Genomic DNA, 20,323 nt, shown 5'->3' on the forward strand with positions numbered 1-20,323 from the left:
CAGATAAGCAATATAGCAAATACTGAATATTTAGACTATCAAGATCAATTGATTTTGATGTCAGAAAGGACCTTTTCTTGGTAAAGTCAAGCTTGACAGGGCATGTTCAGTACTGCGTGATGCGTGCCCCATTTGGCGGATTGCGAATTCGTACCGAAATCGTTGATTCATCCTTAATGATTAGCTACGTTCAATACCTCAGTCATTTAGACAAAGTTAGTCGACCCCTCAATGAGTTAGCAAGAGATGCCAAAGAGCAAATAGAGGCTTATTTCGACGATCCTTATTTTCTCTTTGATTTGCCAATCAAAACTCAGGGCAGCGTTTTTCAACAACGTGTTTGGTCCGCCATCCAATCTATTCCGAATGGACAAACTATGACTTATGGCGAACTCGCCACTCAGGTTAAATCAGGCCCTAGAGCAGTTGGTGGCGCTTGCGCCGCGAATTACTATCCGCTAATTATTCCCTGCCATCGCGTCCTATCAAAAGCAGGTATTGGTGGGTTTGTGGGCGAGGCTAACGGACCCTATTTAAGAATTAAAGAATGGCTATTAGGCCATGAAAATGCCATCAGGGATTAAGCCTTCAGGGACCTAGCTTGGATTCTGAAAAAGATGTCCATCAGCCAGTCACTGTGAACGGCAAGTTTGGTAAAGACATAAAAGCGACTCACTTGCGACCGAGTTAATTTTGCTTCGATTGATATATGGCCGTGATGACGCAGTGCAATTTGTTTAAGGGTTAGCACAGCTAGGCCAAAGGCAAGAAAGCAAAAGCGCCGAATTCCGAGCTCTGACTTTGGAATGCAATGAATGTAATGAAGAGCATCTTCAAGTTTTTGGTGAGCGATCACCAGTAAATCCGTCTCACTGATCCCAATTGGCTTCCATGAAACACCGCGCGCTCGGTCTTCCGGAGAGTCTTTGAGAATATTGGTCATTTGCAGGGCTTGACCAAACGAAATTGCTAAGTGCTCGTTTTGTGAAATCGCTTTTGCAAAAGCTGGCGAATGTAAGGCAAATACGGTGGTTAGCATTTCACCAACGACCCCAGCAACCACATAACAATACTTTTCAAACTCAGATAAGCTCTCCAAGCCGCGAGGATTTTGACGGGTATGAAAATAGCTCATTCCATCTGACATGATTTGAATACAACGAGCAACCGCTTGGCGTTGTTGTATGTCGCAACTATCGAGTACCCGTAATACCCGAGGAATATTTTGAATTAGATCTTTTTCATCTAGATTGTTATGCTCTGCTAGAGCGATTGCGCATTGATCGGTAAATTGTTTAGGATTTTGTTCGCCCAGAACCGTTTTAACAAAACTGGCTGACAAATCTTGTTTGGTCATTGCATCCATGCAGGATGCATCTTCAATCGTATCGACAATGCGACAGAGTAAATAGGTATTACCAACCACCTTTTCTAGATTTGGGGGTAATAACGGAATGGTCAGCGCAAACGTTCTAGATACTGATTCAAGAATCGAGCGTTGGTAAAGTTCATCAGCAGATAAAGCGGACATGCGGGGTTTGGCTTTCGAATGGAAGTCGGTAATTAATGCTGAGCTTTATTTAGTTGATTTGTAGCGCTCGCTGGCGAACGTGGGGCAATTGAACTTCCTAGAATCATGCCAATCAGACTGGCTAGTAGGCCGATTAACTGGGGCTCAACCGGCTCCTCAATACCCATGATTTCCAGTAAGAGCCACATGCTCAAGCCAAAGGTAATCGCAAGCAAGGCACCGAGATCACTCGCTTTCTTCCAGAATAGGCCAGCAACCAGTGGTACAAATGCGCCCGCTAGCGTAATACGGTAAGCATTTTCAACCATGGTGTGGATTTTGGCCTCAGTCGCAATCGCGTAAAAGGTCACAATGCTCGCAAATACTAATACGGTCAAGCGCGTTGCCCAAAGGAATTGCTTATCCGTCATGTGATGATAAAAACCCTTCAGGATATTTTCTGTAAAGGTCACTGATGGTGCAAGTAAGGTTCCAGACGCGGTACTCATGATGACCGAGATCAGCGCCCCAAAGAAAACCACCTGCATAAAAAAAGGCATATGGCTGAGGATCAGCGTGGGTAAGATCATTTGAGAGTCGCTCGCTAGAAATTTCTCGACCATTTGTGGATCGATGATATTGGCGGTGTAAGCCAAGAAAAGTGGCACACTAGCAAAAAAGAAATAGGCCACACCGCCTAAGGTAGTAGCCCATACTGCGATTGACTCATTTTTAGCTGCATTGACTCGTTGAAAAACGTCTTGCTGTGGAATGGAGCCTAGTGCAATAGTTAGCAATGCCGCGATCCAGCCAAGCATATCGATTGGGTCCAGTGTCGGCAAGAAATTAAATTTACCCTCTGCGCTAGCCTTAGCAATCACAGTAGCAACTCCACCAGCTTGATCAGCAGCATTACTGGCAACCAATAAAAGCCCGATCACAATCACAATCATTTGAACAAAGGTTGTGAGTGCCACTGACCACATTCCACCAAACAAGGTATAGACCAAAACAACGCCAGCACCAATGAGCATACCATCGCTGATTGAAATTAAATCGTTCGACAAAACATTAAAGGTTAGCCCTAAGGCCGAAATTTGAGCAGATACCCAGCCAAGATAGGAAACGATGATGCAAATGGAGATTAGCAACTCGGTCTGGCGGTTGTAGCGAAATCGAAAATAGTCGCCAAGTGTGATGAGATTTAGTCGATACAAGGGTTTTGCAAAGACCAGTCCGAACAGAATTAAGCAGAGCGAGGCCCCAAGAGGGTCGGAAATAAGTCCTCGAAATCCCTCTTCTAAAAAGGTTGCCGAAATGCCAAGAACGGTCTCGGCGCCAAACCAAGTAGCAAAGACCATCGCCAGAACAAAAGCCATGGGTAAATTTCGGCCAGCTGTGATGTAGTCTCTGGCATTGTGAACTTTGGTGGCGGCGTATAAACCAATCGCAATTGAAATGCCGAGATAAGCAATTACGAACCAAAGCAGCATCGCACCGTCCTCTTTCGACAAAATAGATTGATCATTGGATGGTCTTTAGACCACCCCATTAGGGCCTATTCACTAGCAAGCCCTGATTATAGGTGGGGATTATCTCGCCTTCCTGAATCAGGAAAATACGGCCTAAGGTATTGAAACCTATCAAGATCTGCGCTTATTTAAAGATCAAATTTGATTGGCGATTCATTAAAAGTACCAGTGGCGTCTAAGTCTTATAAAAGAGTTGATCTTTTTTGAGGATGGTCGCTACAAAGTGAGTGGTATTTTTGGATAAATTTGGCAAGAGGAACATTAAAGGAAATCCTAATAGCCCTAAAAAATATCGTACTATTACCAATCATCATATTTAAATTGGAGTGTTCATGAAAATCTGTGTCATTGGTGGTGGCGGCGCAATTGGCGGCTATTTAGCGGTTATGTTGGCAAATTCTGGTAACGACGTAACGGTGATGGCGCGTGGCGCTACATTGCGAGCGATTGAAGAACGAGGACTTGCCTTAATTACCGATGAGCATCCTGAACCCATCATTGCGAAGGTAAAGGCTGTTGAAAATCTACGCGGTTTACCAAAACAGGATGTCATTATTTTGGCAGTGAAAGCCCATCAAGTGGAACCTGTCATTGATGATCTAGTATCGGTTCTAGGGCCCGACACTATATTAATTCCAATGCAAAACGGAATTCCATGGTGGTATTTTCAGAAACTCAATAGCAAGTACAAGGATCATCCCGTCGATACCGTTGATCCAGGCGGTGTTGTCATGCGGGCGATTAATCCCGACAATATTATTGGTTGCGTTGTATATCCTGCGACTATTACACAAGGTCCTGGTGTTATTCGACATGTCGAGGGTGTGCGTTTCCCGCTCGGTGAGTTGGATGGCAAGTCCACGGAACGTATTCAGAAAATTTCAGATGTGATGGGGGCTGCAGGGTTTAAATCACCCATCTTGGATGATATTCGTGCTGAAATTTGGTTAAAGCTTTGGGGTAACCTCACATTCAATCCAATTAGCGCTTTAACTCACGGTACTTTGGAAGGCATTTGCCGCTTCCCTCTGACGAAAGAGCTAGCGCGCAATATGATGGCCGAAGCGCAAGCGATTGCTGAAAAGCTTGGCGTTACTTTCCGTGTCGATATTGAGCGACGTATCGCTGGTGCTGAAAAAGTCGGCAAACACAAAACTTCGATGTTGCAAGATTTGGAGGCTGGTCGTTCATTGGAAATCGACGCTTTGTTGGGCTCCGTAATTGAGTTAGGTGAGATTACAGGAACCCCGACACCCTGCTTGAATACCGTTTATGCTCTGACGAAGTATCTAGATCAAAACGTGCAGGATGCCAAGGGAAATCTTGTATTACCAGTAGCCGCTGGATATTAATTATTCAAAGCGATTATCAAGGCGCCCAACGCCATCGATCACGATACTGACCTGACTGCCCGGCTTCATGGAGCCGACGCCTACGGAGGTTCCACAGGCAATCACGTCGCCTGGCATGAGGGTCATGTCTTGTGAAATAAGGCTGACTAATTGAGCGGGCGTAAAAACGATATCGCTCATTGGATAGTTCTGACGTTCTTGATCGTTAAGGATTGTTTTAATCGATAAGCCCATGGGATCCACATCGGTTGTGATGGTCGGTCCAAATACGCCAAAAGTATCAAAGCTCTTTGAACGGCTCCATTGAGCGTAACCAGGGTTGCGATTCAAAATCTCGATGGCGGTGACATCATTGACACAGGTATAGCCAAAAATAAATTGAGCGGCATCGGCAACGCTCACCCCATGGCATTTTGTCCCAATCACAATCCCAAGTTCACCTTCATAAATAACCTTTCCTGCATAGGATTTCGGCACTTGGATGGTTTGTCCCGCCGCTAGAAAGGAATTACTTGCTTTTAAGAAATACAAAGGCTCATCTGGAACGGTGTGCTCAAGCTTGGTGACCAAGGCATGAAAGTTATCCACTAGGGCAATGAATTTACTTGGAACGCAGGGTATCTCAATCGTGACATCTGCAGCCTTGATGAATTCACCAGTTGCTTTGGGGTTAGCAAATAAATCGCCGACATAAACAGCAATTTGATCCCCTTGTAACTGTCCAAATCCAACATTGCCTTGATGCGTGTAGCGTAACCACTGTGCCATAGTACCGTTCTCCTTTGTATATGATTACCATGATCTTATCAATTACCACCGAGTCACTCTAAAAAATGCCGGAACTGTCTTTTGCCCCCGAGTTCGACAGCGCAATTCCATATATTCAACGTACACGCTCGTACTATCTGGCGCTTGGTTATGACAATCCCTATGTTTGGGCGCATTACAGCAATGTGCCATTTACCCCCTTAAAAAAGTCATTAAAAGCCTCGACATTAGCTTTAATTACAACCGCAGTTCCTTATGATCCTTCAAAGGGAGATCAGGGGCCTGGTGCTCCATACAACGCACAGGCAAAGTTTTATGAGCCCTATGCAATCCCAAGCACAGTCAACCCTGATTTACGGATTGCGCATGTGGGTATAGATCGAAAGCATGCGAATTTATCCGAGATGGCCTGCTGGTTTCCGTTGAATGCCGCTAGACAAGCAGTGGCTGAGCAACGAATTGGAAACTTAGCAGATCGATTCTATGGCCTGCCAACTAACCGAAGTCAACGTCACACTTTAGAAAGCGATGCGCCCCGCATTCTGCAAATGTGCCAAGTCGATGGGGTGGACGTCGCTATCTTGGTTCCTAATTGCCCCATTTGTCATCAAAGTATTTCATTGTTAGCACGCTTTCTTGAGGAGGCAGGCATTCCAACGATCATTATTGGAGCTGCTAAAGATATTGTGGAGTTCTGTGGTGTCCCGCGCTTCGTGTTTAATGATTTTCCCTTGGGCAATGCAGCAGCAAGACCCCAAGACCCACAATCACAGCACATTATTTTTAATTTAGCCCTCGATGTGCTTGAGGTTGCTCCAGGACCGCGAACTACTGTGCAAAGTGCCTTGCGCTGGAGTGAGGATCCTCGTTGGAAATTAGACTACATGAATATTGAGCGTTTAACAAAGCAGGAAATTGAATCTTTGCGCTCTGAGGCCGAAGCAGCAAGGCTAGCGGCAAAAGAGATTCGGCAAAAGACAACTGGGCGATAGTGGTCGGAATGAGAGGATTCGAACCTCCGACCCCCTCGTCCCGAACGAGGTGCGCTACCAGACTGCGCTACATTCCGTATTGACTATTTTATCCCTGACGAATTAGCGAGTACTCGCATAAAGCGCGCAAGGATTCGCTGGCTGGATTTGGTGGGAAATCCTTAATCGTATTGAGGGCTAAATCAACCTCGCGCCTCGCAGCGTCTTGGGTGTACTCTAAGGCGCCAGAGCTGTAGATGCCTTCTAGGATTTGATCAAACACATCATCTGGTAGATCCTCGTTTTGTGAGATTGCTTCCCGAGCCAGTAGTTGTTGATCGGTGCTACCTTTTTCCATGAGATAAATCAGTGGGAGGGTTGGTTTACCTTCACGTAAATCATCGCCCACATTCTTACCCATTTCATTGGGATCTGCGGTGTAGTCCAGTAGATCATCCATCAGCTGGAAGGCGGTGCCAATATGGCGCCCAAATGCGGCTGCGAGTTCGCGCTCGATATCGCTTGCTTGTGCAATTAGAGCGCCGAGTTCAGCCGATGCCTCAAATAATTTTGCGGTCTTATAACGAATCACCTGAAGATAGCTAGACTCATCGACCTCAGGGTCATTCATATTGAGAAGCTGTAAGACTTCACCTTCGGCAATTGTGTTGGTAGCGTCCGAGAGAATTTGCATCACTCGAATGTCATTGGGGGCGACCATCATTTGGAAAGCTCGCGAGTATAGGAAATCACCCACCAGCACACTCGCAGCATTTCCGAAGGCGGCGTTAGCGGTTTGTTTACCGCGGCGCATGGTGGATTCATCCACAACGTCATCGTGAAGCAGGGTGGCGGTATGAATAAATTCAACCACCGCGGCTAGCTCCAAAGCATGGGGAATTTCCTTGCCGTTGGCTAGAGCTTTAGCCATTAATAAGAGAAGAGCGGGGCGGACCCGCTTTCCCCCCGATTGAATGATGTAAGACGAGATTTGATCAATTAGAACCACTTCCGAGGCAAGTCGACGGCGAATGACCTCGTCCAAAGCCTGTAAATCAGGGCTGATGGGGGCCAAAATTTGCCCTAAGTGATTGTTTTTGACAGTGTTATTCATCCAAGATATAATACTTGGCTCAGCTCAAAGTGGCAGATTTTCTGTAAGTCACCGACTTTTAAAGGAATCATGCTTCGAATTAAGTTGATTTGTAATTATTTGCAGTATTTTTTGAGAGGTTTAACCATGTACGCGGTCATAAAAACCGGTGGCAAACAGTATAAAGTTGCTGCTGGCGAAAAATTGAAAATAGAACAGATACCAGCGGACATCGGCAGCGACATTACTCTTGACCAAGTTCTCGCCGTAGGCGAGGGCTCATCGCTCAAAGTTGGCGATCCCTTGGTTAATGGTGCCGCTGTGATGGCTACTGTAGTCTCCCAGGGACGTCACGATAAAGTGAAAATCTTTAAGATGCGTCGTCGTAAGCATTATCAAAAACATCAGGGCCATCGTCAGAATTACACAGAGATTCTGATTAAGTCGATTAAGGCCTGAGTTAGGAGAGAAAGATGGCACAGAAAAAAGGCGGCGGCTCAACACGCAACGGTCGTGACTCAGAATCAAAACGCTTAGGCGTGAAAGTCTATGGCGGTCAAGCAATCAATGCTGGCGGAATTATTATTCGTCAGCGTGGCACCAAAGTTCATCCCGGCGTCAATGTTGGAATGGGCAAAGACCACACCTTATTTGCTTTGATTGATGGACAAGTAGAGTTTGGAGTTAAAGGCGCAATGAAGAAAGCGCAAGTTTCAGTATTGCCTCGTTCATCAGCGGCCTGACTGAGATTTAATTAATCAACAGAAACAGGCCTCGCAGATTGCGAGGCCTTTTTATTTATGAAATTCATAGACGAAGCCAAAATTGAAGTGATTGCTGGTAATGGTGGTGCCGGCAGCGCCTCAATGCGCCGCGAGAAATTCATCGAGTTTGGTGGCCCAGATGGTGGCGATGGCGGTCGCGGGGGCAGTGTTTATGCGATTGCGGATCGTAACATCAATACCTTAATTGATTACCGGTATTCCAAAACGCATACGGCTAAAAATGGTGAGCCTGGGCGTGGATCGGATTGCTATGGCCGTGCTGGTGACGATATTGAGTTACGAATGCCAGTTGGCACCATTATTTCGGATTCAGAAACCAACGAAGTAGTTGCTGACTTGACTAAACATGGGGAGCGAATTTGCCTTGCCCAAGGAGGTGTTGGTGGCTGGGGCAATATTCACTTTAAAAGTAGTACCAACCGTGCCCCACGTCAGAAGACTAATGGCAAACCAGGTGAGCGCCGCAAATTAAAGTTGGAATTAAAAGTGTTGGCCGATGTGGGTTTATTGGGGATGCCCAATGCTGGTAAATCTACTTTGATTACCGCTGTATCTAATGCACGCCCCAAGATTGCAGATTACCCGTTCACCACTTTACATCCTAATTTGGGAGTGGTGCGGGTTGGTAATGAACGCAGCTTTGTGATTGCGGATATTCCAGGACTCATCGAGGGTGCTGCTGAGGGCGCTGGTCTTGGTCACCGATTCTTAAGGCATCTACAGCGCACCGGTGTGCTCCTGCACCTGGTTGATATCGCCCCATTTGATGAGAATGTCGACGTGGTCGCTGATGCCAAGGCGATTGTTAATGAGCTGCGCAAATACGATGAAGCCTTATATCAAAAGCCACGTTGGCTTGTATTGAATAAGGTCGATATGCTGCAGCCTGAGGATCGAGAGCAAACCATCGCAGATTTCTTAAAACGTTTTGAATGGCAGGGTCCCGTATTTGAGGTCTCTGCCCTTACTGGCGAAGGTTGTGATCGCCTTTGTTATGCGATTCAAGATTATTTGGACGGACTTCGCAAAGATCGCGACCTAGAGGAAGAGCGTGCTGAAGACCCCCGTTTTTTAGACGAGTAATAACGATGAAAAAAACGATTTCAGAAGCAAAACGAATTGTTGTGAAGGTTGGATCTACCTTGGTGACCAATAATGGCGAAGGGCTAGATCGAACTGCGATTGCTACTTGGGCTGAGCAAGTATCTAATTTACTCAAGCAGGGCTGCCAGGTGTTGATGGTGAGTTCAGGTGCCATCGCCGAGGGCATGCAGCGCTTATCCTGGGCTGTCCGCCCTCAAGAAATTCATCAGCTGCAAGCAGCTGCCGCAGTTGGGCAAATGGGTTTGGTGCAAGTTTACGAATCATGCTTTGCAAAATTTGGCGTACATACTGCACAGGTTCTATTAACGAATGCTGACTTGGCTAATGCGCAGCGTCATGCAAATGCAAAGGCAACCTTGCAAACACTACTGTCTTTAGGTGTTGTGCCGATCATTAATGAGAACGATACGGTAGTTACCGATGAAATTAAATTTGGTGATAACGATAGTTTGGCGGCACTCGTCGTTAATTTGGTACACGCCGACGCCCTAGTCATTTTGACGGATCAGGGTGGGCTATACACCGCCGATCCTCGTAAAGATGCCACTGCCACGATGGTTGATTTTGCAATCGCAGGCGACCCTTCATTAGAGCGGATGGCTGGAGGTGCTGGTAGTGATTTGGGTAAAGGCGGAATGCTTACAAAAGTGTTGGCAGCCAAAACAGCGGTAGAAACCGGGGCGAGTACGGTGATTGCCTCTGGCCGTGAGCCAAATGTATTAGTACGCCTTTATCAGGGCGAGTCGATTGGAACCTTGCTGAGTAAGGCCTAATTAGCGCAGAGTCGGTAGCTCTGCTTCGGATCCGACGGGAGCAGTGATCCCCAAAAAGTTATTGGGGTCGAGAGACTTCACAACCTTGGCGTAACTTTTTTCTTGGGTCGCTAGATTGCAAAAAGCACCCTGAGCCAAAGCTGCCTGATAGCGATTTGGAACATTGTCCTTAATGGCTAACCAGCTACCTAAAGGATTGGCACGCCATTGCTGATTGGCTTCAAGAGTGCCATATAACCGCCACTGAAACGTATCGCACCGTATTCCTTCAAAGTAAGCATTTTGACCACCACTGGGATTGGTAATCACCACAATGTAGCGGGTAACGCCGTCGTTTCCAATCTTGATGGATTCGGTATCAACGGCAAACTTGAAAATAGTGGTTTGCGATACTGAGAAAGGTATCAAATATTTTTTATTAGGCGGATTTAAGGGCATGGGTGTTTCCCCTTCCTTAAATACTGTTGGTGCAAACGGATCAGTCCCGTCGGCCAAGGGATCCGAAAAACAGGCACTCAGTACCGTAACTGATGATGCAAGCAAGAGAAACTGAAGTTTATTCATGAAGGGTGCGAGGCGTGTAATGGTGCCCCCCAGACTAATTGTTGCATTTGGTTGGTGGTGACAATAAACCGGGCGAGTTCAGAGAGTGCAAGTTGATAGACCTCGCGCTTGAAATCAATCACGGTGTCGAGCTCAATCCAATATGGATGCCAGCGCCAGGCATCAAACTCAGGATGCCCTGTGGCTCGTAGTTGAATCTCATGGTCTTGGCCTAGCATTCGCAGTAAGAACCAAATTTGTTTTTGACCCTTATAAGCGACACGCTGATGACGGTGATTCATTTGGCGGCGTAAGAACTCCTCGGGCACATCGTAGCGAATCCAATCACGGGTGCGCCCAATGATCTCGACATGGTGAGGAAAAAGACCCACCTCTTCGTGGAGTTCGCGATACATTGCTTCTTCTGGACTTTCTCCGTGCGCAATTCCTCCTTGTGGAAATTGCCAAGAATGTTGTCCAATTCGTTTACCCCAAAATACTTCGTTGCGAGCATTGAGAAGCACAATGCCAACATTAGGTCGATAGCCTTCACGGTCAAGCATAATCGTACCTTTTAGTCCCTAATCTTTAATCCTTTAAAATCAACGATTTGATTATAGTCACTCATGAAAGCTTCACAAACCTTTCTTGCAACCCTAAAAGAGGCTCCAGCAGATGCGGAGATTGTGTCTCACCAACTGATGGTGCGCGCTGGGCTAATCCGTAAATTAAGTGCTGGAATTTATAACTATCTCCCTCTCGGGCTCAAGGTAATTCGGAAGGTCGAGAACATTATTCGGGAAGAAATGAATCGCGCCGGAGCCATCGAGCTTCTGATGCCGATCGTTCAACCTGCTGAGTTATGGCAAGAGACGGGTCGTTGGGAAAAAATGGGTCCCGAGTTGTTGCGCATTCAAGATCGCCATGAGCGCGATTATCTGATTCAGCCAACCTCCGAAGAGGTGATCACTGATCTTGCGCGCTCGGAGATTAGGAGCTACAAGCAGTTGCCCGTTAACTTTTATCAAATCCAGACGAAGTTTCGTGATGAGCGTCGCCCCCGTTTTGGGATCATGCGGGGTCGTGAGTTCAGCATGAAGGATGCTTATTCATTTGATCGTGATCAGGCAGGCTTGAAAAAGTCTTACGCGCTCATGTTTGATGCCTACGTCCGAATCTTTCAACGCATGGGTTTGCAGTTCCGAGCCGTCGCTGCTGATAATGGTGCGATCGGAGGGTCGGGCAGCCAAGAATTTCATGTGATTGCCGATACAGGCGAAGATGCGATTGTTTATTGCCCTAATTCAGATTACGCTGCCAATTTAGAAGCTGCTGAATCGGTTGCTCTTATTGCACACCGAGCCGCTCCAAAAGAAAGTATGCAAAAAGTGGCAACGCCAGATCAAAAGCGTTGCGAAGATGTTGCGCAGTTTCTCAAGATCGATCTGTCTAATACTATTAAATCCCTAGTGTTGGCAGTTGATCAAGACGCTGGACCCGCCAAATTATTCATGGTGTTGCTCAGGGGTGATCATGAGCTCAATGAAATCAAGGTTAATAAGGTCCCTGGTTTAAGTGCCTTCCGGTTTGCCACCGATGCTGAAATCCTGGCGGCATGCGGTTCTCCAGTGGGTTACTTAGGTCCGGTTGGTCTGCCAGCTTCAGTTCAAGTGATTGCTGATCGCACTGTGGCAAATATGAGCGACTTTGTCTGTGGTGCCAATGCCGAAGGCTATCACTTGACTGGTGTCAATTGGGGGCGCGACGTCCCTGAGCCTTTGGTAGCCGATGTGCGTAATGCAGTGGCCGGAGATCCTTCGCCAGATGGAAAAGGAACTCTTGAGATTTGTCGTGGCATTGAAGTGGGCCATGTCTTTCAATTGGGTACCCGATATTCCGAAGCGATGAAGTGCACCTATCTTGATGAAAATGGTAAAGCTCAGCCAATGGTGATGGGCTGTTACGGAATAGGCGTAACCCGTTTATTAGGCGCTGCGATTGAGCAGGGTCACGACGAGCGTGGAATTGTTTGGCCGATTTCCATGGCCCCATTTGAGGTTGTGATTTGTCCTGTGGGCTACGATAAATCCGATGCAGTGCGTGAATCTGCTAATCATCTTCATCAAGAGCTTCTTGCTGCTGGCGTGGATGTTGTTTTAGATGATCGCGGTGAACGTCCAGGTGCGATGTTTGCAGACTGGGAGTTGATTGGTGTGCCTTATCGTGTCGTGATTGGCGAGCGCGGCCTGAAAGAGGGTCAAGTGGAGTTTCAGGGGCGACGTGAAAGTGCCGCTCAATTAATACCGTTCCAGTCGATTGCGCAAACGATTATTGCTGCGATCAATACCGCAAAAAATAATTTGATTTAAGCTCTATTTTTTGAACAGCCCGCCGAGTCCTTTGGCGGCGCCACGGGCAGCAAGCGAGCTCATCATCTTGGCCATCTTGCCGCCTTTCATTTGCTTCATCATGCCTTGCATTTGTTCAAATTGCGCCAAGAGTCGATTGACCTCTTGAACTTGAACTCCTGCGCCGGCGGCAATGCGACGCTTACGACTCGCCTTGAGTAGCTCCGGTTTGGCACGCTCTTGCGGGGTCATGCTATCAATGATCCCTTGCATATGCTTCATTTGCTTATCAGCCATTCCTAAGTTCGCTTTACTAGCGTGTTGCGCAATTTGGCTGGGTAGTTTATCGAGCAGATTGGCCATGCCCCCCATGTTTTGCATTTGCTTAATTTGCTCTCGGAAGTCACTAAGATCAAAACCACCTTTTTGTATTTTGTTGGCAATCTTTTGGGCTTGCGCAATATCGACATTTTGTTGAGCTTGTTCGACCAAGGCCAAGATATCGCCCATACCTAGGATGCGGTTGGTCATGCGCTGCGCATCAAAGGCCTCCAGCCCATCCATTTTTTCTGCAACGCCGATAAATTTGATGGGCACGCCGGTAATATGACGAACCGATAGCGCTGCACCCCCGCGGGAATCACCATCCAGTTTGGTCAGAATGACGCCGCTCAGGGGTAATGCCTCATGAAAAGATCGCGCGGTATTAACAGCGTCTTGACCAAGCATGGCATCGACCACAAAAAGAGTTTCAATCGGTTTGAGACTCGCATGCAAAGACTTAATCTCTTGCATCATTTGTTCGTCAATTCCTAAACGACCTGCCGTGTCAACAATTAAAACATCGTGATAATGGCGTTTAGCCCAATCGAGCGCCGCATTGGCAATCTCAATGGGCTTTTGGTCAGGTGAGCTTGGAAAGAAATCCGCTCCAACTTGAGCGCTAACCGTTTTTAACTGCTCGATCGCGGCCGGACGATACACGTCGCACGAAACAGTCAAAACCTTTTTCTTTAACTTTTCTTGCAAGAACTTAGCAAGTTTGGCTGCCGAGGTTGTTTTACCAGCACCTTGCAAACCAGCCATCAAGATGACCGCAGGAGGTTGGGTGGCTAGGTTTAATTTCCCAGACTCTTCTTCAGTCCCACCCATGATGAGAGCTAGCTCGCGTTGCACAACCCCCACCAAGGCTTGACCAGGGGTGAGACTGCCCACCACATCCTCACCAAGTGCCTTGAACTTGATTTGCTCCATGAGACTCTTTACCACCGGCAGGGCAACGTCAGCCTCTAGTAAGGCGAGACGAATCTCGCGCAGCATGTCGGCCGTATTGTTTTCTGTCAGGCGAGCTTGACCCCGCATGGTTTTAACCACACGACTTAGGCGGTCGGTCAGATTCTCAAGCATTTATCGATTAGACTTTCGAAATGACTATTTTAGGTTACTCAGGATATGGCTGGTTGCCATCCTTACTTTATCTCTTGCTGATTATTGTTTTGGGTTATCGCGACCAAAGGCGCCCTGAGACCCCATTTTTTATTGGCTTGGTCCAAATTTTGATTCTGATCGTGTTGATCATTCACGGAATCCTGTTGTACGAGTCGATTTTTAATGGTGAGCGCTTTGTATTTGGCTTTGCGCAAGATCTCTCCCTGATGGCTTGGGTGGGACTCAGTTTTTACTGGATTCAGAGCTTTTTCTTACCCATTTCCAGCTTGCGGCTGATGACCATCAGCATGGCGATGTTTTGTGCGATCCTGCCCGATCTCTTTCCAGGGTCGGTCATTTCTCAGCGTGCCGTCGCTGATCCTTGGTTTAAGGCGCACTTTATCGTTGCAACCTTTGCGGTAGGATTTTTTAGCCTATCAGCGATGCTTGCGGTATTAATGAACTTACAAGATCGGGCTTTGCGCAAGGGTATGGCCAATGGTATGGGCGGTGCGCCGACCTGGATTGAAAGTCTGCCGCCATTATTGACGATGGAGAGTTTCTTGTTCCGTTTGCTCTACGTCGGTTATGCGCTATTAAGTATGACCGTCTTCTCTGGTTTATTTTTCTCACAAGAGCTGTTTGGTAAACCACTAGTCTTTGACCATAAAACGGTATTTGCACTCTTATCGTGGCTCTTGTTTAGCGGTTTAGTGGTTGCGCGCCTACGGGTTGGTTTACGAGGTCCAACAGCAGTGCGCTGGGTTTTAGGTGGATTTGTGGCCCTGTTGTTGACCTATGTAGGCACTCGCTTTGTTGCCGAAGTGATTTTGCAGAGAACTTAATTTTGCTGAAATGGATTTTGCTTGGCTTGGGCTTGGCCTTTGCCTATTGGTGGTTGGTGCTTAAGAAAAAGCACGATCAAGAAAAGGCTTTGGAGCCGAGGTCAGCACCGCCCTCTCAGTTAAAGCCCAAGCGTATGGTTTCTTGTTCGTATTGCGACCTTCACTTGCCTGAAGATGATGCGATTGCATGGGATGGGCGCTATTACTGTTGCGCCGATCATCGCGATAACTTAAGTCAAAAGGGTTGGTGGGGTAGGGCGCAGTGGCGAGCTTCCCCTAACTTTGATGAACGACCCGCTTCAATTAAACCGGATTTGGTGGTCATTCATCATATTAGTTTGCCCCCCGGTCAATTTGGTCGTGATCGCATTATTGATTTTTTTCAAAACAAGTTAGATGCGCGCACCCATCCTTATTTTGAGCAAATTGCGCATCAGAAGGTTTCAAGCCATTTCTTGATTGATCGTGATGGACAGGTCATTCAGCTGGTATCGGTTCATAAACGGGCTTGGCATGCAGGCGCGTCTCAATTTTTTGAGCGGGAGCGTTGCAACGACTTTTCTATTGGTATTGAGTTAATAGGGGATGGCGAATCAGCCTTTACCAATGAGCAATACACAGCCCTTGCCCAGCTGATTGACTTCTTAGCAAAGAATTTTTCCAACTTGCAGTTTGCGGGACATAGCGATATTGCGCCCGACCGCAAGACCGACCCAGGCAAATCATTTGATTGGGCGCGAATACAACGATTGGCAAACCTAAGTAAGGAACAATTGCCCTTCGGGGTTGAAGTCCGCTAGCTATTTCTCCATCAGGTAAGCGATCGCTTACATCTCTTTTTTGAAGATTTCATTTCTATCAAAAATAGGGAAATTACTAATAAATTCTGTAAAAAAGAGCTTACCTAATTTAAAATATTTACCTATACTTAGTATCCAGAACGATTCAAAACCACTATATCTAGTGTTTTTGTTACAAATTTGTCTTTTTTCCAATAAATACATATATATAGCAGGAGCAATATGACCTTCGCCGATCCTCAAGCAGCTGGCCAAGCAGGTACCACGAGTCATGGAGGCGTTAGCCCCGTCGGTAATTTGACTCAAACCCCATCCGCCAACTATGTGGCCGGTGGTGTAGGTCTTGCTCAAACCACCCAGCTTTCAGACTACAAAATCATTCGTCGTAATGGTTCGGTAGTTGCTTTTGAGCCCTCGAAAATTGCCATTGCTGTGACCAAAGCATTTTTGGCGGTCAATGGTGGTCAGGGCGCAGCTTCAGCACGGATTCGTGAACAAGTTGAGCAATTGACCCAAAACGTGGTTCGTGCGCTATTGCGCAGCCGACCCAATGGCGGAACCTTTCATATTGAAGATATTCAGGATCAGGTTGAATTGGCCTTGATGCGTAGTGGTGAGCATAACGTTGCTCGGGCTTACGTGCTTTATCGCGAAAAGCGCAACCAGGAACGTGCTGCGCAGCAAAGCGCGGCCCAAGAGCAGGTTGCCGACCCAAGTCTGCCTTCTGTTCAAGTGAACGATAACGGTGTTACTAAGCCCCTAAACGTGGCTGCTTTGCGCAGTGTGATTGAGGCGGCATGCGAGGGATTGGGTAACCACATTGATGCTAACCCCATCATGACCGAGACCATCAAGAATCTCTATGACGGTGTTCCCATGGCTCAAGTCTATGACTCGGCTATTTTGGCATCGCGCACCCTGATCGAAAAAGACCCTGCGTATAGCCAGGTGACCGCTCGTATTTTGATGCATGTGATTCGGAAAGAAATTCTGGGGCGTGAGGTCTTGCAAGGCGATATGCAGTCTGAGTATCCGAATTATTTCCCCCAATTTATTCGTAAGGGAATTGAGGCGGAGCTACTGGACCCCCGCCTTTTAGAGTTTGACCTGAGCAAAATCTCGGCAGCACTCAATGCCGATCGGGATTTGCAATTCAATTATTTGGGTCTCCAAACCCTCTATGACCGTTACTTCTTGCATATTGAAGACCATCGGATTGAGATGCCGCAGGCATTTTTCATGCGCGTGGCAATGGGCTTGGCTTTAAATGAGCCAGAGCGTGAGCGTCGTGCGATTGAGTTTTATGAGGTTCTTTCGACCTTTGACTTCATGTCGAGCACCCCAACCCTGTTTAACTCAGCAACTCTGCGCTCGCAGCTATCGAGTTGCTACCTCACCACGGTCGATGATGACTTGGATGGCATTTACGAGGCCTTGAAAGAGAATGCCTTGTTATCGAAGTTTGCTGGTGGTTTGGGTAATGACTGGACCAATGTGCGCGCCTTGGGCAGCCACATTAAGGGCACCAATGGTAAGTCGCAGGGTGTTGTTCCATTCCTAAAGGTTGTGAACGATACCGCTGTAGCCGTAAACCAAGGCGGCAAGCGCAAGGGTGCGGTTTGCGCCTACTTGGAGACCTGGCACTTGGATATCGAGGAGTTTTTGGAGCTTCGTAAGAATACCGGTGACGATCGCCGCCGCACCCACGATATGAACACTTCCAACTGGATCCCAGATTTATTTATGAAGCGGGTGATGGAAAACGGTGAGTGGACTTTATTTTCTCCATCAAGCACCCCCGATTTGCACGACAAGTATGGCAAAGCCTTTGAGCAGGCTTATATCGCCTATGAAAAGCGTGCTGAGGCCGGCGAAATTAAGCCATCGAAGAAGATCCCTGCAGTTCAGTTATGGCGCAAGATGTTGGCCATGCTATTTGAGACCGGCCATCCTTGGATTACCTACAAAGATCCTTGCAATATTCGTAGCCCTCAACAGCATGTAGGCGTGGTGCATTCATCCAATTTGTGCACTGAAATCACCCTCAACACCAATGAGACTGAAATTGCCGTTTGTAATCTAGGCTCAGTTAATCTCACCGCTCATATGACTACTGATGCCGACGGTCAAATGGTGCTTGACCATGCCAAACTCAAGAAGACCATCCAGACCGCGATGCGCATGCTCGATAACGTGATCGATATCAATTACTATGCGGTTGCGAAGGCCCGTAACTCCAATATGAAGCATCGACCAGTTGGTCTTGGGATTATGGGCTTCCAAGATTGCTTGCACATGCAACGCATCCCCTACGCGAGTGAGGCGGCGGTCAAGTTTGCTGATACCTCGATGGAAGCGGTTTGCTATTACGCATATCAGGCATCGAGTGAGCTTGCTAAGGAGCGTGGCACCTACAGTAGTTATCAAGGATCGCTGTGGGATCGCGGCATTTTGCCCCAAGATACCCTCAAGATGCTCCAAGAGGAGCGCGGTGGTTATGTTGAGGTAGATCAGTCAAGCACCATGGATTGGAATGCACTCCGTGCTCAAATTAAGCAATACGGTATGCGTAACTCCAATTGCGTCGCAATTGCTCCAACTGCAACGATCTCGAACATTATTGGGGTCTCGGCCTGCATTGAGCCCACCTTCCAGAATTTGTTTGTGAAATCCAATCTTTCTGGTGAGTTCACCGTCGTAAATGATTATTTGGTGCGGGATTTGAAAGATCGCGGTCTATGGGATGAGGTCATGATTGCCGATTTGAAGTATTTTGACGGTACTCTGTCTAAAATTGATCGCGTTCCCCAAGATCTGCGCGATTTGTATGCGACTGCCTTTGAGGTTGAGCCAAGCTGGTTGGTTGAGGCTGCTTCACGTCGCCAAAAGTGGATCGATCAAGCTCAATCGCTCAATATCTATATGGCCGGCGCATCCGGTAAGAAGTTGGACGACACCTATAAGTTGGCCTGGATTCGGGGATTAAAAACCACCTATTACTTGCGGACCATGGCAGCGACCCATGTTGAGAAATCAACGGTCGCCACAGGTCAACTCAATGCAGTCTCTAGTGGGGCAGCAAGTACCGCAGGGGCAGTTGCTGCGGATGGCCCGGTTTGCACGATGCGTCCTGGCGATCCGGGGTTTGAGGAATGTGAAGCTTGTCAATAAGCTCGATGAGAACATTAGAACAAATAGGAATTAGGAGAATAGTATGTTGAACTGGGATGAAGAAGTCGCTCCAGCCCTTGCTAAGGCAGGGTTTGTGCCGCCACCCTCGCCAATGGCCGTTCCGCCAGTGCAAGTTGCCCCTGTAGCCGACCAGGTTGCGGTTGCTCCTCCGGTGCAAGCGGCAGCAAAACCAGTAGCCGATGCCACTGAGCGTCGGGTTAATGTGGCAGATAAGCGAGTCATTAACGGTACGACAGACGTTAATCAGCTAGTTCCCTTCAAGTACAAATGGGCTTGGGAGAAGTACCTAGCCGGCTGCGCTAACCACTGGATGCCCCAAGAAATCAATATGAATCGCGATATTGCGCTTTGGAAAGACCCTAATGGCCTGACCGAAGATGAGCGTCGCATTATTAAGCGTAATTTAGGTTTCTTTGTAACCGCGGACTCCTTGGCAGCGAATAACATCGTATTAGGAACCTATCGCCAGATTACCGCTCCAGAGTGCCGTCAGTATTTATTGCGCCAGGCTTTTGAAGAGGCCATCCACACCCATGCCTACCAGTACATTGTTGAGTCCTTGGGTCTGGATCAAGCCGAAATCTTCAATGCTTACCATGAGGTTCCCTCGATTCGGGACAAAGACGAGTTCTTGATTCCGTTTATTGATGTACTCACCGATCCCGCTTTTAAGACCGGTACTCTTGAAAACGATCAAAAGCTATTGCGCTCCCTGATTGTTTTTGCCTGCGTGATGGAAGGTTTATTCTTTTATGTTGGTTTTACGCAAATCCTTGCGATGGGCCGTCAAAACAAAATGATGGGGGCAGCGGAGCAGTATCAATACATCTTGCGTGATGAGTCGATGCATTGCAATTTTGGTATCGATTTGATCAACCAAATCAAGCTGGAGAACCCGCAGTTATGGACTTCCGCGTTCAAAGAAGAGATTCGCGGCATCTTCGAAAAAGCGGTTGAATTAGAGTATCGCTACGCTGAAGATACGATGCCAAGAGGGGTGCTTGGATTGAATGCTCCCATGTTCAAAAGCTACCTGCGCTTCATCTGCAATCGTCGTTGCATGCAAATAGGACTTGACGCGATGTATCCAAATGAAGAGAATCCATTTCCATGGATGTCAGAAATGATAGATCTGAAAAAAGAGAGAAACTTTTTTGAGACCAGAGTGATTGAGTATCAAACCGGTGGTGCGCTGAGTTGGGAGTAACAAAAAGCTAGACCAGCGCTTCCTCCGGCAATATAGGAGATAGTTCGGTTGATTAGTATTAGTAGTCGCTTG

Annotated in this window: 17 protein-coding genes, 1 tRNA gene and 2 pseudogenes; 12 read left to right on the forward strand and 8 right to left on the reverse strand. The window is 47.4% G+C overall.

From position 1 onward, the window contains the following. The first annotated feature begins 77 nt into the window (after positions 1-77). A complete protein-coding gene (locus tag QUE66_RS00950; protein ID WP_286223880.1) occupies positions 78-584 on the forward strand; it encodes a methylated-DNA--[protein]-cysteine S-methyltransferase in 507 nt (168 codons plus the stop codon). Here QUE66_RS00950 and QUE66_RS00955 read toward each other — a convergent pair. Next, positions 581-1,531 carry a squalene/phytoene synthase family protein gene (locus QUE66_RS00955; RefSeq protein ID WP_286223881.1) on the reverse strand — a complete coding sequence of 317 codons (951 nt, stop codon included), beginning with the start codon at positions 1,529-1,531 and terminating at the stop codon, positions 581-583. The two genes, QUE66_RS00950 and QUE66_RS00955, sit on opposite strands and share 4 nt — an antisense overlap. A gap of 32 nt (positions 1,532-1,563) precedes the next feature. Continuing rightward, the gene (locus QUE66_RS00960) at positions 1,564-3,003 is read right to left on the reverse strand and encodes a high affinity choline transporter 1 (protein ID WP_286223882.1); all 1,440 of its coding nucleotides are present in this window, start codon (positions 3,001-3,003) and stop codon (positions 1,564-1,566) included. 371 nt (positions 3,004-3,374) lie between these two features. Here QUE66_RS00960 and QUE66_RS00965 point away from each other — a divergent pair, with 371 nt between their 5' ends. After that, complete coding sequence (locus QUE66_RS00965; protein ID WP_286223883.1) at positions 3,375-4,394, forward strand: 2-dehydropantoate 2-reductase; 1,020 nt, start codon at positions 3,375-3,377, stop codon at positions 4,392-4,394. Here the strand turns inward: QUE66_RS00965 and QUE66_RS00970 are convergent, their stop codons facing one another. Continuing rightward, complete coding sequence (locus tag QUE66_RS00970; RefSeq protein WP_286223884.1) at positions 4,395-5,162, reverse strand: fumarylacetoacetate hydrolase family protein; 768 nt, start codon at positions 5,160-5,162, stop codon at positions 4,395-4,397. 65 nt (positions 5,163-5,227) lie between these two features. Here QUE66_RS00970 and QUE66_RS00975 point away from each other — a divergent pair, with 65 nt between their 5' ends. Beyond that, complete coding sequence (locus QUE66_RS00975; RefSeq protein WP_286223885.1) at positions 5,228-6,154, forward strand: glycine/sarcosine/betaine reductase selenoprotein B family protein; 927 nt, start codon at positions 5,228-5,230, stop codon at positions 6,152-6,154. Here the strand turns inward: QUE66_RS00975 and QUE66_RS00980 are convergent. Further along, positions 6,155-6,231 (reverse strand) — tRNA-Pro (locus QUE66_RS00980). Positions 6,232-6,242: 11 nt separating this feature from the next. After that, a complete protein-coding gene (locus QUE66_RS00985; protein WP_286223886.1) occupies positions 6,243-7,247 on the reverse strand; it encodes a polyprenyl synthetase family protein in 1,005 nt (334 codons plus the stop codon). A 126-nt stretch (positions 7,248-7,373) separates the two neighbouring features. On the opposite strand from QUE66_RS00985, the gene rplU reads away from it, so the two are divergent. From rplU to proB, 4 genes and pseudogenes are all read left to right on the forward strand, one after another. Continuing rightward, positions 7,374-7,685: a 50S ribosomal protein L21 gene (rplU, locus tag QUE66_RS00990; RefSeq protein ID WP_286223887.1), complete on the forward strand. Its 312-nt coding sequence runs from the start codon at positions 7,374-7,376 to the stop codon at positions 7,683-7,685. A 14-nt stretch (positions 7,686-7,699) separates the two neighbouring features. After that, entirely contained in the window at positions 7,700-7,969 is a 270-nt protein-coding gene (gene rpmA / locus QUE66_RS00995) for a 50S ribosomal protein L27 (RefSeq protein ID WP_286223888.1), read from the forward strand. Between the two features lie 57 nt (positions 7,970-8,026). Beyond that, positions 8,027-9,094 (forward strand): Obg family GTPase CgtA, encoded by a 1,068-nt coding sequence (cgtA, locus tag QUE66_RS01000; protein WP_286223889.1) that lies wholly within the window; start codon positions 8,027-8,029, stop codon positions 9,092-9,094. A gap of 5 nt (positions 9,095-9,099) precedes the next feature. Further along, positions 9,100-9,876 (forward strand): annotated as a pseudogene (gene proB / locus QUE66_RS01005) (glutamate 5-kinase); the annotation flags it as partial. 12 nt (positions 9,877-9,888) lie between these two features. Here the strand turns inward: proB and QUE66_RS01010 are convergent. Together QUE66_RS01010 and QUE66_RS01015 are read right to left on the reverse strand one after the other, a co-directional pair. Next, complete coding sequence (locus tag QUE66_RS01010) at positions 9,889-10,452, reverse strand: CNP1-like family protein (RefSeq protein ID WP_286223890.1); 564 nt, start codon at positions 10,450-10,452, stop codon at positions 9,889-9,891. Positions 10,453-10,469: 17 nt separating this feature from the next. Then, positions 10,470-10,994 (reverse strand): annotated as a pseudogene (locus QUE66_RS01015) (RNA pyrophosphohydrolase); the annotation flags it as partial. Positions 10,995-11,057: 63 nt separating this feature from the next. Between QUE66_RS01015 and QUE66_RS01020 the strand changes: the two are divergent. After that, complete coding sequence (locus tag QUE66_RS01020; RefSeq protein WP_286223891.1) at positions 11,058-12,800, forward strand: proline--tRNA ligase; 1,743 nt, start codon at positions 11,058-11,060, stop codon at positions 12,798-12,800. Between the two features lie 3 nt (positions 12,801-12,803). Here QUE66_RS01020 and ffh read toward each other — a convergent pair whose 3' ends face one another. Then, positions 12,804-14,186 carry a signal recognition particle protein gene (gene ffh, locus QUE66_RS01025; protein WP_286223892.1) on the reverse strand — a complete coding sequence of 461 codons (1,383 nt, stop codon included), beginning with the start codon at positions 14,184-14,186 and terminating at the stop codon, positions 12,804-12,806. Between the two features lie 20 nt (positions 14,187-14,206). Here ffh and QUE66_RS01030 point away from each other — a divergent pair, with 20 nt between their 5' ends. The 4 genes from QUE66_RS01030 (at position 14,207) to QUE66_RS01045 (ending at position 20,251) form a co-directional block, all read left to right on the forward strand. Beyond that, positions 14,207-15,052, forward strand: coding sequence for a cytochrome C assembly family protein (locus QUE66_RS01030; protein ID WP_286223893.1), 846 nt, complete (start codon positions 14,207-14,209; stop codon positions 15,050-15,052). 2 nt (positions 15,053-15,054) lie between these two features. Continuing rightward, positions 15,055-15,852: a 1,6-anhydro-N-acetylmuramyl-L-alanine amidase AmpD gene (gene ampD, locus QUE66_RS01035; RefSeq protein WP_286223894.1), complete on the forward strand. Its 798-nt coding sequence runs from the start codon at positions 15,055-15,057 to the stop codon at positions 15,850-15,852. 222 nt (positions 15,853-16,074) lie between these two features. After that, on the forward strand, positions 16,075-19,023 hold the full coding sequence (locus tag QUE66_RS01040; protein WP_286223895.1) for a ribonucleoside-diphosphate reductase subunit alpha: 2,949 nt from the start codon (positions 16,075-16,077) through the stop codon (positions 19,021-19,023). A gap of 43 nt (positions 19,024-19,066) precedes the next feature. Continuing rightward, a complete protein-coding gene (locus QUE66_RS01045) occupies positions 19,067-20,251 on the forward strand; it encodes a ribonucleotide-diphosphate reductase subunit beta (RefSeq protein ID WP_286223896.1) in 1,185 nt (394 codons plus the stop codon). Positions 20,252-20,323 lie beyond the last annotated feature (72 nt).

It is taken from the genome of Polynucleobacter sp. HIN6 (genome assembly GCF_030297575.1).
Lineage (GTDB): Bacteria > Pseudomonadota > Gammaproteobacteria > Burkholderiales > Burkholderiaceae > Polynucleobacter.

Coding starts and splice junctions, on each gene's coding strand:
- QUE66_RS00955 (WP_286223881.1), bottom strand. CDS start 1,531: ATGTCCGCTTTATCTGCTGATGAACTTTACCAACGCTCGATTCTTGAA.
- QUE66_RS00960 (WP_286223882.1), bottom strand. CDS start 3,003: ATGCTGCTTTGGTTCGTAATTGCTTATCTCGGCATTTCAATTGCGATT.
- QUE66_RS00965 (WP_286223883.1), top strand. CDS start 3,375: ATGAAAATCTGTGTCATTGGTGGTGGCGGCGCAATTGGCGGCTATTTA.
- QUE66_RS00970 (WP_286223884.1), bottom strand. CDS start 5,162: ATGGCACAGTGGTTACGCTACACGCATCAAGGCAATGTTGGATTTGGA.
- QUE66_RS00975 (WP_286223885.1), top strand. CDS start 5,228: ATGCCGGAACTGTCTTTTGCCCCCGAGTTCGACAGCGCAATTCCATAT.
- QUE66_RS00985 (WP_286223886.1), bottom strand. CDS start 7,247: ATGAATAACACTGTCAAAAACAATCACTTAGGGCAAATTTTGGCCCCC.
- rplU (WP_286223887.1), top strand. CDS start 7,374: ATGTACGCGGTCATAAAAACCGGTGGCAAACAGTATAAAGTTGCTGCT.
- rpmA (WP_286223888.1), top strand. CDS start 7,700: ATGGCACAGAAAAAAGGCGGCGGCTCAACACGCAACGGTCGTGACTCA.
- cgtA (WP_286223889.1), top strand. CDS start 8,027: ATGAAATTCATAGACGAAGCCAAAATTGAAGTGATTGCTGGTAATGGT.
- QUE66_RS01010 (WP_286223890.1), bottom strand. CDS start 10,452: ATGAATAAACTTCAGTTTCTCTTGCTTGCATCATCAGTTACGGTACTG.
- QUE66_RS01020 (WP_286223891.1), top strand. CDS start 11,058: ATGAAAGCTTCACAAACCTTTCTTGCAACCCTAAAAGAGGCTCCAGCA.
- ffh (WP_286223892.1), bottom strand. CDS start 14,186: ATGCTTGAGAATCTGACCGACCGCCTAAGTCGTGTGGTTAAAACCATG.
- QUE66_RS01030 (WP_286223893.1), top strand. CDS start 14,207: ATGACTATTTTAGGTTACTCAGGATATGGCTGGTTGCCATCCTTACTT.
- QUE66_RS01040 (WP_286223895.1), top strand. CDS start 16,075: ATGACCTTCGCCGATCCTCAAGCAGCTGGCCAAGCAGGTACCACGAGT.
- QUE66_RS01045 (WP_286223896.1), top strand. CDS start 19,067: ATGTTGAACTGGGATGAAGAAGTCGCTCCAGCCCTTGCTAAGGCAGGG.